At 49.2% G+C, this 14,376-nt stretch carries 14 protein-coding genes; 6 read left to right on the forward strand and 8 right to left on the reverse strand.

All coding sequences use genetic code 11. The features are described from left to right. Positions 1-239 precede the first annotated feature (239 nt). Positions 240-1,019 (reverse strand): hypothetical protein, encoded by a 780-nt coding sequence (locus ACMHXH_RS19305; protein ID WP_039035872.1) that lies wholly within the window; start codon positions 1,017-1,019, stop codon positions 240-242. Positions 1,020-1,246: 227 nt separating this feature from the next. Here ACMHXH_RS19305 and cysB point away from each other — a divergent pair, with 227 nt between their 5' ends. From cysB to ACMHXH_RS19320, 3 genes are all read left to right on the forward strand, one after another. After that, positions 1,247-2,221 (forward strand): HTH-type transcriptional regulator CysB, encoded by a 975-nt coding sequence (cysB, locus tag ACMHXH_RS19310; RefSeq protein WP_039035871.1) that lies wholly within the window; start codon positions 1,247-1,249, stop codon positions 2,219-2,221. Positions 2,222-2,529: 308 nt separating this feature from the next. After that, the gene (locus tag ACMHXH_RS19315) at positions 2,530-3,693 is read left to right on the forward strand and encodes a nucleotide sugar dehydrogenase (RefSeq protein WP_039035870.1); all 1,164 of its coding nucleotides are present in this window, start codon (positions 2,530-2,532) and stop codon (positions 3,691-3,693) included. Between the two features lie 40 nt (positions 3,694-3,733). Continuing rightward, a complete protein-coding gene (locus ACMHXH_RS19320; protein WP_039035869.1) occupies positions 3,734-4,735 on the forward strand; it encodes an NAD-dependent epimerase in 1,002 nt (333 codons plus the stop codon). A 79-nt stretch (positions 4,736-4,814) separates the two neighbouring features. On the opposite strand, the gene ACMHXH_RS19325 is transcribed toward ACMHXH_RS19320, so the two are convergent. After that, positions 4,815-5,288 carry a copper resistance protein NlpE gene (locus ACMHXH_RS19325; protein WP_039035868.1) on the reverse strand — a complete coding sequence of 158 codons (474 nt, stop codon included), beginning with the start codon at positions 5,286-5,288 and terminating at the stop codon, positions 4,815-4,817. A gap of 210 nt (positions 5,289-5,498) precedes the next feature. Here ACMHXH_RS19325 and rfbC point away from each other — a divergent pair, with 210 nt between their 5' ends. The 3 genes from rfbC to ACMHXH_RS19340 all read left to right on the forward strand — a co-directional run bounded on the left by rfbC (position 5,499) and on the right by ACMHXH_RS19340 (position 9,245). Then, positions 5,499-6,062, forward strand: a complete 564-nt coding sequence (gene rfbC, locus ACMHXH_RS19330) for a dTDP-4-dehydrorhamnose 3,5-epimerase (protein ID WP_039035867.1) — start codon at positions 5,499-5,501, stop codon at positions 6,060-6,062. A gap of 303 nt (positions 6,063-6,365) precedes the next feature. After that, positions 6,366-8,609, forward strand: coding sequence for a catalase/peroxidase HPI (katG, locus tag ACMHXH_RS19335; RefSeq protein ID WP_335912091.1), 2,244 nt, complete (start codon positions 6,366-6,368; stop codon positions 8,607-8,609). A gap of 387 nt (positions 8,610-8,996) precedes the next feature. Continuing rightward, complete coding sequence (locus ACMHXH_RS19340; protein WP_025011888.1) at positions 8,997-9,245, forward strand: DUF3297 family protein; 249 nt, start codon at positions 8,997-8,999, stop codon at positions 9,243-9,245. Positions 9,246-9,663: 418 nt separating this feature from the next. Here ACMHXH_RS19340 and ACMHXH_RS19345 read toward each other — a convergent pair whose 3' ends face one another. The 6 genes from ACMHXH_RS19345 to trpB all read right to left on the reverse strand — a co-directional run bounded on the left by ACMHXH_RS19345 (position 9,664) and on the right by trpB (position 14,343). Further along, complete coding sequence (locus ACMHXH_RS19345; protein ID WP_039035865.1) at positions 9,664-10,308, reverse strand: DUF799 domain-containing protein; 645 nt, start codon at positions 10,306-10,308, stop codon at positions 9,664-9,666. After that, positions 10,305-10,664, reverse strand: a complete 360-nt coding sequence (locus ACMHXH_RS19350; protein WP_039035864.1) for a DUF4810 domain-containing protein — start codon at positions 10,662-10,664, stop codon at positions 10,305-10,307. The genes ACMHXH_RS19345 and ACMHXH_RS19350 overlap by 4 nt, the downstream gene beginning before the upstream one ends. Then, positions 10,661-10,981, reverse strand: coding sequence for a hypothetical protein (locus ACMHXH_RS19355; RefSeq protein ID WP_335912092.1), 321 nt, complete (start codon positions 10,979-10,981; stop codon positions 10,661-10,663). Before ACMHXH_RS19355 ends, ACMHXH_RS19350 begins: the two co-directional genes overlap by 4 nt. Then, positions 10,981-11,949, reverse strand: coding sequence for a CsgG/HfaB family protein (locus ACMHXH_RS19360; protein WP_039035862.1), 969 nt, complete (start codon positions 11,947-11,949; stop codon positions 10,981-10,983). The genes ACMHXH_RS19355 and ACMHXH_RS19360 overlap by 1 nt, the downstream gene beginning before the upstream one ends. Before the next feature lie 364 nt (positions 11,950-12,313). Further along, on the reverse strand, positions 12,314-13,117 hold the full coding sequence (trpA, locus tag ACMHXH_RS19365; protein ID WP_335912093.1) for a tryptophan synthase subunit alpha: 804 nt from the start codon (positions 13,115-13,117) through the stop codon (positions 12,314-12,316). Then, the gene (trpB, locus tag ACMHXH_RS19370; RefSeq protein WP_062793538.1) at positions 13,114-14,343 is read right to left on the reverse strand and encodes a tryptophan synthase subunit beta; all 1,230 of its coding nucleotides are present in this window, start codon (positions 14,341-14,343) and stop codon (positions 13,114-13,116) included. The genes trpA and trpB overlap by 4 nt, the downstream gene beginning before the upstream one ends. Between the last annotated feature and the right edge of the window lie 33 nt (positions 14,344-14,376).

The raw sequence follows: 14,376 nt of genomic DNA on the forward strand, positions 1-14,376 counted from the left end.
TCAGGTAAAGACCTGAGTTAAGAAGAAGGCCCTGCCGTTGCAGGGCTTTCTTGTTTCCGGAGGCCTATGTTTGGTCGTCATTGGAAACAACTGTTACCCGCTTGGATTATTCAAGATGGATTTGGCAGAGAGGTAATCGGAGAATAGAGTCTTGATTGGACAGGATTAAGCCAAAAAGCACCCTGAAGGCGCTTTTTGAACTGTGCTTGCCTGAAGCTACTTTAGGTCAAGTTGACGGCTTACCATTTCTTCTTAGGCTGGAACAACACGTCGATATCATCTTCATCACTTTTGGTTTTTGGGGCACTGGGCTGAGCCATCTTTTGTGCCCCCATGATTTCATCGAGTAGTTGCTTGGCTTCATCCACTTTGCGGGCAATGAAAGGATCGTTCGGGGTTTGCGCCTTGATGGTATGCAAGGTGCCGAGGGCCTTAGTCACCATCTGCCTCGATGAGCCATATTGTTTCATATAACTGGCGGCACGGGCGCGGGATAGCATACTCTCGACATTGATCCTGAGTTGCAGGCTATCGATACGGCCTTCTTCAGTGGAAAAAACAGTAGGATCGACTTTGCCCTTGTTATGCTCGGCACGCAAAATCGCCTTGAGCTTTTTCAAAGTCTGTACCAGTACCAATACCTGACGGTCGTTGTCCGGCAGACGAAAACTCTCTATCGCAGGTGTTTGTTGGGGACTGTTTTGCAGATTGGTGATCAGCGCGTCAAGGTCGGTCAGCCGTCGTTCATAGTCACTCTTTTGGTTGGCTTTACTCAGGGTAACGGCAATTCTTGCGGCATCCTGAATGCGCTTGTAGAGCACCAAAACGATTTGTGAAGAGCATGGAAACATGCCGGTATTGGAGAGAACTTCTTCAGTTTCGTCCAAAATCGCTCGTTGACGAGCCAACTCAGTACGACGTTCGGCCTCGACTCGCTCTTTTTGTTGCTGAATAACATTGATACCGATAACCAGCAAAAGAAGCGCACCTATCAGCAGCAGTACGAGAGTAAATGCCATAGCCTGTCCGTAAATTTTATCATTATGTTAATGCTACAATAAATCAATAAACTAGCCTAGTTATCTTAGCCCAGCACCAGGTATCTGTCCTGAAGATAGCTCGCATTCGCGGCTATATTCCTGTTTGATTTAGTTATTGCTTTATACTATAACCATTAATTATAGATGTCCGGTATTCCAACACTCAATTCTGCTCCTGAATGGGGCTGAAGTTCAAGGATCTAAAGATGAAACTGCAACAGCTCAGATATATTGCAGAAGTGGTTAATCATAACCTCAATGTTTCCGCGACCGCTGAGAACCTTTACACCTCTCAGCCAGGGATCAGTAAGCAGGTACGCATGCTGGAGGATGAACTGGGGATCCAGATCTTCGGGCGCAGCGGCAAACACTTGACTCATGTGACACCGGCCGGCGAGCTGGTCATTAAAATTGCCAACGATATCCTGGGTAAAGTCGAAAGTATCAAGAAGGTGGCTGAAGAATACACTAAGCCGGATCAGGGGGAACTGAACATTGCCACCACAGATACTCAAGCCCGCTACGCTTTGCCACAGATTATCCAGCATTTTATCGAACGTTACCCCAAGGTGAATCTACATATGCATCAAGGTACGCCTTCACAGATAAGCGAAGCAGCTGCCCGTGGTGATGCCGACTTTGCCATTGCCACCGAGGCGATGCATCTTTATTCCGACCTCATCATGTTGCCTTGTTATCACTGGAATCGTTCTGTGGTGGTATCCAGGGATCACCCGCTCGCCAGCCGTAGCCGGATCAGCATTGAAGAATTGGCGCGCTTCCCTCTGGTCACTTATGTGTTTGGTTTTGATAAGGCCTCGGAAATTGAGCGTGGTTTTCATGGGGCGGGGCTTGAGCCCAGGGTCGTTTTCAGTGCCACCAGTGCCGACGTGCTCAAGACGTATGTCAGATTGGGACTCGGGGTGGGCGTAATCGCCTCCATGGCGATCGACCCTGTAATCGATAAGGATCTGGTCGCCATAGACGCCAGCCATCTGTTTGCCCACAGCACCACCAAGATAGGCTTTAGAAAGGGCAGTTTCCTGCGTAGCTACATGTATGATTTTATTGAGCGGTTTGCGCCGCATCTGACCCGGGATGTAGTGGAGAAGGCAGTGGCCCTGCGTGATGCACAGCTGATAGAACAGATGTTTGCTGATGTCGAATTGCCGCTGCGCTGAAACCGCTGCATGAAAGCCTTGTCTTCGGTCTGAGCCGGTTTTATAGACTGACGACAAGTATCAGTTCCGTGCTTTCAGCTTCAACCCTGTAATAGGGAGATTTTTCTTCTCTTTATGCAAAGTCCTTGCTCATTGCTGCGCTATGGTTCGGTTATCCCGGCTGTGCCATGGCGTAAGTGGACGGTGTTTGTCAATAATTAGCATAGCAGCCACCAGTCTAGTCCCCTTAGGGGCTAGACTCGTTGTGTATATCTCTGGTTTCACCACTGTGTTAAGTTAGCGTACAGCGTAAGCAGTTGGGGGAAAAAATGAAGATAGTGGTTGTTGGAACAGGTTATGTTGGCCTGTCAAACGCAGTTTTGCTGGCACAACATAATCAGGTGTGGGCGTTGGACATCTCATCAGAAAGAGTGGCAATGGTCAATGCCGGTCGCTCGCCCATAGCCGATGAGCTTATTGAGCAATACTTGGTGAGCAATAAGTTGCAGTTAACTGCCACAACGGACAAAGAGGTCTATCGGGGCGCAGATTATGTGATTATTGCTACGCCAACGGATTACGATCCCAAGACCAATTACTTTGACACCAGCACAGTAGAAGCCGTGGCAGAAGATGTGATAGCGGTTAATTCTGCCGCTTGTATCATCATTAAATCTACTGTGCCTGTTGGTTTTACCAGAGCATTGCGAAACAGGCATGGTACGGCCAATATCATATTCTCACCTGAGTTCTTGCGAGAAGGTAAGGCTTTGTACGATAACCTTTATCCTTCTCGAATTATTGTTGGTGAACGCTCAGAGAGAGCCGAACGATTTGCTCAATTGCTTGTTGACGCAGCGTTAAAGCCAGATATTCCCGTGCTCTTTACCGGTAGTACGGAGGCTGAAGCTATTAAGCTCTTTGCCAATACATATTTAGCTATGCGAGTCGCATATTTCAATGAACTTGACTCTTATGCGGAAACCAATGGCCTGGATCCAAAGCAGATAATAGAGGGGGTGTGTTTGGATCCCCGTATTGGCGGTCATTATAACAATCCTTCATTTGGTTACGGTGGCTACTGTTTGCCTAAAGATACCAAACAACTACTGGCTAACTACAACCAGGTTCCCAACAACCTGATAGCGGCAATCGTTGATGCCAACCGAACCCGTAAGGATTTTATTGCAGATTCCGTCATTGCCAAAAGACCCAAAGTAGTTGGCGTATACCGACTGATCATGAAGTCCGGATCTGATAATTTCCGCGCTTCGGCGGTGCAAGGTGTGATGAAACGAATTAAGGCCAAAGGGATTGAAGTGGTGGTGTATGAACCTGTGCTGGAAAGTGATGAGTTTTTCCGCTCTAGAGTGATACGCGATGTTACTGAATTTAAAAAAGTTTCAGATGTCATTATTTCGAACCGTATGGTTGATGAACTAAAAGATGTTGCGGATAAAGTTTATACCCGGGATCTCTTTGGTAACGATTGAAAGCGGCTTCCCATGCTGAAAGTTAAATGAGAACAGTGGTATGAAATATTTGGTTACCGGCGCAGCCGGTTTTATCGGGGCCCGCGTCTGCGAACGTTTGTGTGAAGCGGGGTTTGAAGTTGTTGGTATCGATAATCTCAATGATTACTACGATATCGGTTTAAAGCAGGCCAGATTGCAAAAACTGGCTGACTTTAACCATTTCCATTTTCAAAAGCTTGATTTGGCTGACAGGGAGGCTATGGCTGAACTCTTTGCCAAAGGTGGTTTTAAGCGGGTCATCCATTTGGGGGCTCAGGCTGGGGTTCGCTATTCAATTGAAAACCCCTATGCTTATGCGGACAGTAATCTTATCGGTACGCTTACTGTGTTGGAGGGCTGCCGTCATCATGGCATTGAACATCTGGTATATGCCTCTTCCAGCTCGGTTTATGGCCTCAACAAGAAGATGCCATTCGCGACGAATGATTCGGTCGACCATCCGGTGTCTTTTTATGCGGCGACTAAGAAAGCCAATGAGATGATGGCACATAGCTATGCGCATCTTTATGGCTTGCCCACAACTGGACTGAGGTTTTTTACTGTCTATGGCCCTTGGGGACGCCCGGATATGGCACCTATGCTGTTCGCCGATGCCATTACTTCTGGCAGGCCCATCAAGGTGTTCAATCAGGGGAATATGAGCCGTGATTTTACTTTTATCGATGATATCGTCGAAGGCATCATCAGAGTGGCAGATAAAGTGCCAATACGGCAGAGCGAATGGACGGTAGAACAGGGCTCCCCGGCAACCAGCAGTGCGCCATATCGTGTTTATAACATAGGTAATGGCAGCCCGGTTCGTTTATTGGATTTTATCAGTGAGCTTGAAGCAGCGCTCGGGCAAAAAGCTGAAAAAATTATGCTGCCTATGCAAGATGGTGATGTCCAGGCCACTTGGGCTGATACCGAAGATCTATATAGTGCCGTGGCTTATAAGCCTAGAGTTGGGATCCGTGAAGGGGTCAAAGCCTTTGCCGATTGGTATAAAGCCTTTTATTGATAAAAGAGCCATAGCGCGCTTCAGAACTGAAACGCGCTATGGCTTTATCTCATCATTTTGCAGTATTCATGCGCCGTATTTAGTTCTCTTTATTTAACCTGTAGTTATCAGCCAGGCTGCCGGTGATGCGGTTGCCTTCTCTGTCCAGCATAAACAGCTGATTTTCCCCTACCAGATATTTACTGCCATCCTCCAGGGTGATTTTGCTGCCGCTGGCATCCCAGGTGAACTTGCCGGTTTCGCTGAATATGCTCTCGTCCTTACCTTGATACACTTGCTGCAGGCGATAGCTGTTATCTTCTTTGAGCGTCAGCGTAGTTTCTATTCCTGAGCAATCTGCACAGGGCAGCAGTCCTTTATAGCTTCCGTCCCAGTCCAGCGAGTTTTGACTGGTATCACCCATTGGTATTTGGGCTGTTTGTTCAGCCGGGGCCGTAGCGGTTTCTGCTGGGCCGTTTGTCCCTGGAGATTGGCTTTCCTGATCTTGGCAAGCAGCCAGACCCAGCGCCATACCACTTGTCATCAACAGCGCAAAAATAGTGGATTTGTTCATGGTTTATTCCCTTAAGTTACCTAAGTTGGCCTTCAGGCTAGCACAGCTGTTTTACCGGGTGTAAGGCTTTTGTCACACCATCTTGGTTATGGTTCAGAGCCTATTCAGTCACGTAACCGGCTTGTTTAAGCAATGCAATCGAAAGGCTATCGTCTTACCGCTTTGACTCCTGCTACAATCCTCATCAATTAATGTTTTTTGTGTACCTTAATGAAAGTTCAATCTCTCCCTTTATCCGGTCTGATATTGTTTACGCCCGAGATTTTCAGTGATGCTCGGGGCTATTTTATGGAGTGCTTTCGAGCCTCTGTCTTTGAAAAAGCCTTGATGGATTCCGGCCAAGATCCAGTCACTCTGGTGCAGGAGAATCACAGCTGTTCTGGCACGGGCGTGCTTAGGGGGCTTCATTTTCAGCGCCAATATCCCCAGGGTAAGTTGATTCGGGTTATCAGCGGTGAGATATACGATATCGCCGTCGATATTCGTCCCCAGTCTCCCACCTTTGGTAAATGGCACGGTTTGCTTTTATCGGCACAAAATCGCTGCCAGCTATGGATCCCACCGGGGTTTGCCCATGGTTTTTATGTGACCAAGGGCCCAGCTGAGGTGCTGTACAAGTGCAGTGATTATTACCAACCTGGCGATGAAGGCGCCATTGTCTGGAACGATGCCGAGTTAGCGATTGACTGGCCGCTGAATATCGCACTGGGTGAGCCATTACTCTCAGCCAAAGACAGACAGGCCAAGCCCTTTAGCGCTCAACACTGGGCTTGAAAACGAACATTTGATAGCAACCACTGACTTCCAATCTTTGGCTTAGAAAATGGTTGGACAACTGCAGAATGCCGCCCCCTAAATTAGTATTCGCTTCTTTTTAGATTACAATAATCTGATTTAATCGTTAGTCGCGAATAGGTTTCCTCACTACCTTGGAATAAGCAGCGACAGGCTGTATCCGTCGCTGCTTAACTGTGCCCGTTTGTTAAGGCGCGCTAACCAAAGGCGCCGGCATTCGCGGCACTTGAATCGGGGGAGTGGCTTATCCCACCCCCTTCACCAAGGAAGAGGACTTCCAACATGAAATCAAGTATCCCATCTTTGACCGCGGTGGCGCTGTCTGTTGCCATGGTATTTGGCGCAGCCAGTACCCAAGCGGCGCAGTCGCCATCGGCCGCTCAGCCTCAGGCCGCAACAACCAACGCCTACTGGTGGCCGCAGCAACTGGATCTATCGCCACTGCGTCAGCACGGCGCTGAATCCAATCCCTACGGCACCGATTACGACTATGCCAAGGCTTTTGGCTCTTTGGATTTGGACGCCGTTAAAGCCGACATCAAAACCACGTTGACCACTTCCCAGGACTGGTGGCCTGCCGACTATGGTCACTATGGCCCTTTCTTTATCCGTATGGCCTGGCACAGTGCCGGTGTTTATCGCATCTTTGACGGTCGCGGCGGTGCCAGTGGTGGTCAGCAACGTTTTGAGCCTCTCAACAGTTGGCCCGATAACGTCAGTCTCGACAAGGCTCGCCGCTTACTTTGGCCAATTAAGCAAAAGTATGGCAGCCAGATCTCCTGGGCCGATCTCATGGTACTGGCCGGTAACGTATCCCTGGAGTCCATGGGCTTTAAGACCTTCGGTTTTGCCGGTGGCCGCACTGATGACTGGGAAGCCGAGAAGGTTAATTGGGGCGCCGAGAAACAGTGGCTCGACAATAAACGCCACAATGAAAAAGGTGAGTTGGCAAAACCTTTGGGAGCCACCCAGATGGGACTCATCTATGTGAACCCTGAGGGGCCCAATGGCGTGCCCGATCCCTTGGCATCTGCCCAGGAAATACGCGATACCTTTGGCCGTATGGCCATGAATGATGAAGAAACCGTGGCGCTGATCGCCGGTGGTCACACCTTCGGTAAGGCTCATGGCGCCCATGACCCAGCCAAGTGTGTCGGCGCAGAACCCGCTGCCGCCGGAATAGAGGAGCAGGGCCTTGGCTGGAAAAACCGCTGCGGTAAAGGTCACTCGGAAGATACGGTTTCCAGCGGCCTGGAAGGCGCCTGGTCTTCCAATCCCACCAAGTGGACCATGGAATACTTAACCTGGCTCTATACTTTCGATTGGGTACAAACCAAGAGTCCGGCCGGCCACATTCAATGGATCCCTGCCGATGGCAAGGCCGCCAATTTGGTGCCAGATGCCCATATTCCCGACAAGCGTCATGCTCCTATCATGTTCACCAGTGATATCGCGCTGAAGGAAGACCCTATTTACCGCGAGATCACGACCCGTTTCCTCAATAATCCGGCCGAGTTTGAGCTGGCCTTCGCCAAGGCTTGGTTCAAGTTGACCCATAGAGATATGGGGCCGAAGAGCCGCTACCTGGGTAAAGATGCGCCTTATGAAGATCTGATCTGGCAAGACCCTATCCCAGCCGTCGATCATCAACTGATCGACGCGGCCGATACCAAACAACTGAAAGCGGCTATTTTGGATTCAGGCCTCAGCGTGCCTGAACTGGTGAAAACCGCCTGGGCCGCGGCGTCATCTTTTCGTGGCACAGATATGCGTGGCGGCGCCAATGGTGCCAGAATCGCCCTGAAGCCCCAGCGCGATTGGGCGGCTAATGATCCCAAGGCATTGGCGAAAGTCATTGGTAAGCTTGATAAAATCAAAAAGGATTTCAATAAGAAAGCCAAGGACGGTAAAAAGGTGTCGCTGGCTGATCTCATTGTATTGGGCGGCAGTGTCGCCATAGAAAAAGCCGCAGCCGATGCCGGGGTTAAAGTCAATCTTGCCTTCCATCCCGGGCGGATGGACGCGACTCAGGCCCAAACGGATGTGAACTCCTTTGCCGTGCTAGAGCCCAAGGCCGATGGTTTCAGAAACTATTTCAGTGATCAAAGCCCGGCATCACCGGCCGAAGCTCTGATTGAAAAGGCGAACTTTCTTAACCTGACGGTTCCTGAAATGACGGTATTGGTTGGCGGTCTCAGAGTGCTGGATACCAATAGTGGCGGTAGTAAGCATGGGGTGTTCACCCAAAGCCCCGGCAAGCTCAGTAACGACTTCTTTGTAAACCTGCTGGATATGTCTACTCGTTGGGAAAAGGGCGAGGAGCCAGGTCTCTATCAGGGGCTTGATCGTCAGTCCGGCAAACTCAAATGGACGGCTACGCCTGTCGACTTGGTGTTTGGTTCCCATTCAGAACTCAGAGCCGTTGCTGAAGTGTATGCCGCAGACGATGGCAAGACCCGCTTCGTTGAGGACTTTGCCAAAGCCTGGACCAAGGTGATGGAGCTGGATAGGTTCGATTTGCAGTAATCGCTGACGGCTGATGTAAACAAGTCATAGGGGGATAACCATCCCATGAAATCGGCGCAGGCTTTGGCTTTGCGCCGTTTTTTGCTGGATTTTTCCAAATGCCATTTCCATTGGGTTTGAGGATGAGGTATTTGGCCGAATATCCAACTTAAGCTGCCGGCTCGTTGCATACGCAGTTAATTTTTTGGAACCTGACTCTATTGATTCGCTTATCAACGGGCGTGCAATCGAGTCAGATAAAGTTTAGCTCATGGCCAAACAACCAAATTGGCTGATTGGATTGATAAAAAGGGTATAATCCGTGTGGATAAAGCTATTCGCCACTATTGAGGTGGATTGGGGGATTGCCTACAATATCGCGAGTTTTATTTACCCAAGATGAAGATTATGACCGATACCAAAGTACCACCTGCTCTGCCGGATCGCCTTTCTATCAACCCACGCAGCCCACACCATGTGGCTGAAGTGTTTGAGTTCGATGTGGGCATTCGCATCAATGGCAAAGAGCGCAATGACGTGGAAGAGTACTGTATTAGCGAAGGCTGGATTAAAGTCGCTTCTCACAAAGCGCTCGACCGCCGTGGCCAGCCCTTGTTGATGACCATCAAAGGCACAGTAGAAGCCTTTTATAAGTAAGCTTTTTTAACTGTAAATATTTAATAAAGGGCCATCTGCAAAGATGGCCTTTTTATCAGTGAGTACCTTGCTCTGAAATAGTCTTCCATCTTGGTTGCTTGGATGAAACTGGAAGCAGCTTGCTTCCAATTAATCATTTTCTCTGACTTAATCATCTCCCCAAAGACTCAGTTGAGAAATTCGCTCAATTAATATCGTAAAGTATCCATTGTTTGGGCGGAAATGCGTAAAAATCTAATAAAATTCAGATATTTGTTTAATACTGTTCCGGCTGCGGTGCAGAGCTCTCGACAAGGTTTGCATGGTTCAGAAAACGCCCCGGATTGAAACCAGCTTAGGCTTTTGTCGTTTGCGATGCCTAAAAAAGCCAGGGAATACCCTGGCTTGAGCAAGAAAAAAGCTTAACTGATTTTTTGAGCTACTTAATCTCTTTGGGTTTGTATGGACCATTAGGTAAGTAGGTCGATTGATCGCTATAGAAAACCTGGTAGTTAGCCATCCGGGTCAGAGGCATATAATCGGGAGCCGCGCGGTTAATTGTTGCTGTGATGACAGCCCCTATGAGATCGGCCAACGGGTTACCGGTAGAACTATTTTGGGGCGTATATTGCATTTTTTTTGAGGTTTGCCAAATCGTATCCCCGGTTTTGTTTTTGAATGCGTATGTAAACTCTACTTCTGTCGTACTTGAAATAAGCATATATGTGGTATCCCACCGCTCTATCGTGACATACAGAACCACATCTGCACCAAACATTTGTACCAAAGAGGTCACGGGTAGCTGATGTATCTCTTGAGGCTCGTAAAGACCTTCATATTCAAGAATTGTCTTCACTGTATTCGATGGATAGACATAGTAACCTTTCTCTGCAAGCATTACAGGTAAAGAGCTATACACCGCAAGCGGCGCATCGACATCAACGCTGTGGTTTATGACTGGGAGTATCAGAATTGAGCTTGGATTGTGTTCTTCAAAACCAGTTTGACGTGGAGCTGTCGTTGTTTGACATGCGGAAAGTAAGGCAACTAACGCAACTGAAAAAGTTAATTTGATAAATCTCATTGCTTATTACCGTTTTGACGTTGAAGGTTTTGCACTAGAGTCTTCATTAAGGCAGCGCTTTCCGGCCATGTGTTCGCTTCTTTTTCATAAAAGGATATTGCTCCGGTTATATCGCCTGATTTTAGCTTGAAAGTTCCGACTTCAGCATATAACCCAGGTGCTGGTCGTTGTTTATTATCTTCAATTTGTTTCAGGTGATCTTCAAGTGCTATAGGGAACTCCTTAGCTGCGACGGGATCGTGATAGTATTCGTACAGGCCTTCATCATAAACTCCCCAGTTATATAAAGTTGTCGATTTACAGCCAGCTAAGCCAAGCACTACCAATACACATAGGCCAAGTTTGAGACGGTTCATTTGATCAGAACCTCTTTTGTCACACCATCGGATACATAGATTTTCTGCGATGAAATAACAGTATCACCATTCAGGATTTTAATAATGTGAGTACCAGGAAGAATACGCAAAGCTTGAGTACCATTAGTGAATGGCGCGACAGGTCCATTGTCGAGTCCGTCAACGATTACACGCATTCCTTCTACATCAGAAGTATCGCTTACTTTAAATACAATTTGAGGACGATTGTCTACAGTTGAACTGCTAGTGGTTGGCATTTGTACACAACCTACATTGAGGGATAAAACACTCAGTATCAGGGCTAATTTTAATTTCATTATTTTGCCTCCACCACATTAAGTTCTGTGTATTTAAGACCATCAATTGAACCGCTGGAAATACTGGTTATTGCGCCTTCGTTTGTTTCATTGTCGCCAAAAAGCTGTATTACTGAAACAGTAGCGACTTTCTTTCCAGGTAATGTAATATCGAAACCAGTTTGTTTGGACTTTATGACTTTTCCCTGAGTTTCGATATTAAAACTCATTCCTTGTTTTATACCTTGTGACTTACCGCCACTGATGTAAATCATCCCATCTTCAACAGCTAGAATATCGGTTTGCCAAGGACGGGTTTGCATTTCGGCGGTCAATTTGCTGATAGCATCGGATATCGCGTTAGATATCGCAGCATCATTGAGTGTTCCATCGTAGGCAGCTTTAGAACCAAAGCCTGCAACAGAAGCAGCCTCAGAACTACTTTCCCCTGCTCCTGATAGAGAATGGTAAACCAGCCCAGTTTTGCTATCGACTAAGCGTAAGTCAACTTTAGCAAAGGCGACTTGTTTTTTAGTGGAAGAAAGGAATCCACTTTTCCCTTCTGTTTTACGGCCAAACTCAGTGAGAGAGCCGATTATTAAAGTATCAACACCTACTAGGTTTAGCTTTTGTCCAGTAAGCTTTGCCTCATCTTTAAGGCGCTCAATATCTGGACGTTCAAATACGAGATATTGGCCTGACTCTGTCAGAGCTTTTGATAACATGTCGGTTACTTGCTTACCAAGTACATCGCCTTTGTCATCTCGCAAAAGGCTTTTGCCGTAGATGGTTTCATTAGTAATTCGGCCAAGAGCTAATTTACGTTTTAGGATGGGATTGGTAACCGATGCCTCCATGGCTGCTTTTTGTGCTTCAATTTGAGCTTGTTGAGAGTGAGGGCTTTCCTGGGACTCAACTTGTGGAGATTGGGTTGCGCATCCACCTAGAGCTAAAGCGAGTGTACCGGCAGTAAATAAACTGCGTTTCATTTTTGTGTTCCTTAATCTATTGGTTACATTTTGCAACGTAAGTTTATTTAATGTGAATATTTTTTTGTGGGCTAATGTTCACATTTTATATTGATACTTTGGCCCTGCACCTTCCCAAGGTTTGGGAGCATTAATAGAGTGCTTAACCTATAACTTTAAGAAACAGTGTGAGACCAAGTACCCTAAGGTGTTAAAAAAATGACTCTTTTATTTTGCTTATCTTACAAAAGATGATATTTGAAGATATCCCGTTGCTCGATTGAAAATCAAGTGTAAATAAGTGTATTGGGTTGTGCGTGACATAAAAAAGCCAGGGAATACCCTGGCTCGAGGATTAAAGAGGGAGGGGCGAATAAGTCCTCCCTTAGCTGGCGTCCTTCATGGCACGGGTAAAGTCGGCCAGAGTGCTCAGTAGCATATCGGGTGCGTCTTGGTGTTGCTCAATGATCCTGACCACGGCAGAGCCCGAGATGGCACCGGCGGCGCCGGCGGCAATTGCGGCGCTGACCTGAGCCGGCTCGGCGATACCGAACCCCAACAGTGGAGGCGGCGCATCGAAGGCTTTAAGCTTGGCCAGTACCTCATCCACCGGCATACCTGCCTTATTGTCGGCGCCAGTTACCCCGGCGCGGGACAGCAGATAGGTGTAGCCTTCAGCGGCTTCACTCACCGCCTTGAGGGTATCATCATCGGCATTGGGCGGCGCAATAAAGATAGGCGCTATGGCATGGGCCTTGGCGGCTTCTATAAAAGGCACAGCTTCCTCAACCGGCACGTCGGCTATCAGCACTGAATCCACCCCGGACTCGGCGGCGCGGCGATAGAAGTTGTCGATGCCGTTGGCGTATACCAGATTGGCGTACAACAGCAGGCCGATGGGCAACTCGGGATGACGGCTGCGTACCTCGGCGATAAGCTCGAAGCACTTGGCCGGCGTGGTACCTGCCGCCAGCGCCCGTAAGTTGGCGCCCTGGATCACCGGGCCATCGGCCAACGGATCGGAAAAGGGGAAGCCCAGCTCAAGGGCGTCGGCACCGTGGGCAATCAGGGTGTCGATAATCTGCAGCGACAGCTCAGGGCTTGGATCGCCCAGTGTCACAAAGGGAACAAAGGCGCCGCGACCTTCGGCCTGCAGCCGGGCAAAAGTGGTTTGATAACGTGTACTCATGCCTGTGACTCCTGTGATTTATCTGACTGCGCAGATGCAGCCTGGCGCTCTGCCAGGATATCGGAAACGGTAAATATGTCTTTATCGCCGCGGCCGGAGAGGTTAACCACCAGTATGGTTTCTTCGCGGCACTCTTTGGCCAGCCTGATGGCATAGGCCAGCGCGTGGGCCGACTCCAGCGCCGGAATAATCCCTTCGCAGCGGGCCAGTAACTGGAAGGCCTCCAGTGCCTCCTCATCGGTGGCCGACTCATAGGTGGCGCGTCCGGTGGCGTTGAGGTGGGCGTGTTGCGGGCCCACAGAGGGGAAATCCAACCCGGCAGAGATGGAGTAAGACTCTTCTATCTGGCCGTTGCTGTCCTGCATCAAGGGCGCCTTCATGCCAAAAAAGATGCCAGTCTTGCCGTGCCGCAGCGGCGCGCCGTGCATCGGCGTATCTATGCCTTTCCCGGCCGGCTCGACCCCTATGAGGCGCACCGAGGCTTCATCTATGAAGTCGGCGAACATACCTATGGCGTTGGAGCCGCCGCCGACACAGGCAATGACGGCGTCCGGCAGTCGGCCTTCACGCTCGAGGATCTGCGCCTTGGTTTCGGCGCCTATCATGCGCTGGAACTCCCTGACTATGGTAGGGAAAGGGTGAGGCCCGGCGGCGGTACCCAGCAGGTAGTGCGCCTTGTCATAGCTGCCGGACCAGTCGCGCATCGCCTCGTTGCAGGCATCTTTGAGAGTGGCCGAGCCTGAGGTGACAGGAATGACCTCGGCGCCCATTAAACGCATGCGGAACACATTGGGGCTTTGGCGCTCCACATCTTTGGCGCCCATGTAGATTTTACACTTAAGACCCAGCAGGGCGCAGGCCAGGGCGGTGGCCACCCCGTGTTGACCGGCGCCGGTTTCGGCGATGATCTCTTTTTTACCCATACGTTTTGCCAGTAGCGCCTGTCCCAGCACCTGGTTGGTCTTGTGGGCGCCGCCGTGCAGCAGATCTTCCCGCTTGAGGTAGATTTTCACCTTGTCATTGGGCGACAGGTTACGGGTCAGGGTCAAGGCGGTGGGACGCCCGGCATAGTTTTTCAAAAGCTCGGTGAACTCGGCCTGAAAGGCGGGATCATTCTGGGCCTCGACAAAGGCACTTTCCAACTGCTTCAGCGCCGGCATCAAAATCTGCGGCACATACATGCCGCCGTATTCCCCGAAATAAGGGTTGAGTTTTAACTCGCTCATACTGCTTTCCTTAGGATACTTGTTGCGCCTGTC

The sequence above is a fragment of the Shewanella sp. BJSY2023SW001 genome (genome assembly GCF_047314685.1).
Taxonomy (GTDB): domain Bacteria; phylum Pseudomonadota; class Gammaproteobacteria; order Enterobacterales; family Shewanellaceae; genus Shewanella; species Shewanella indica.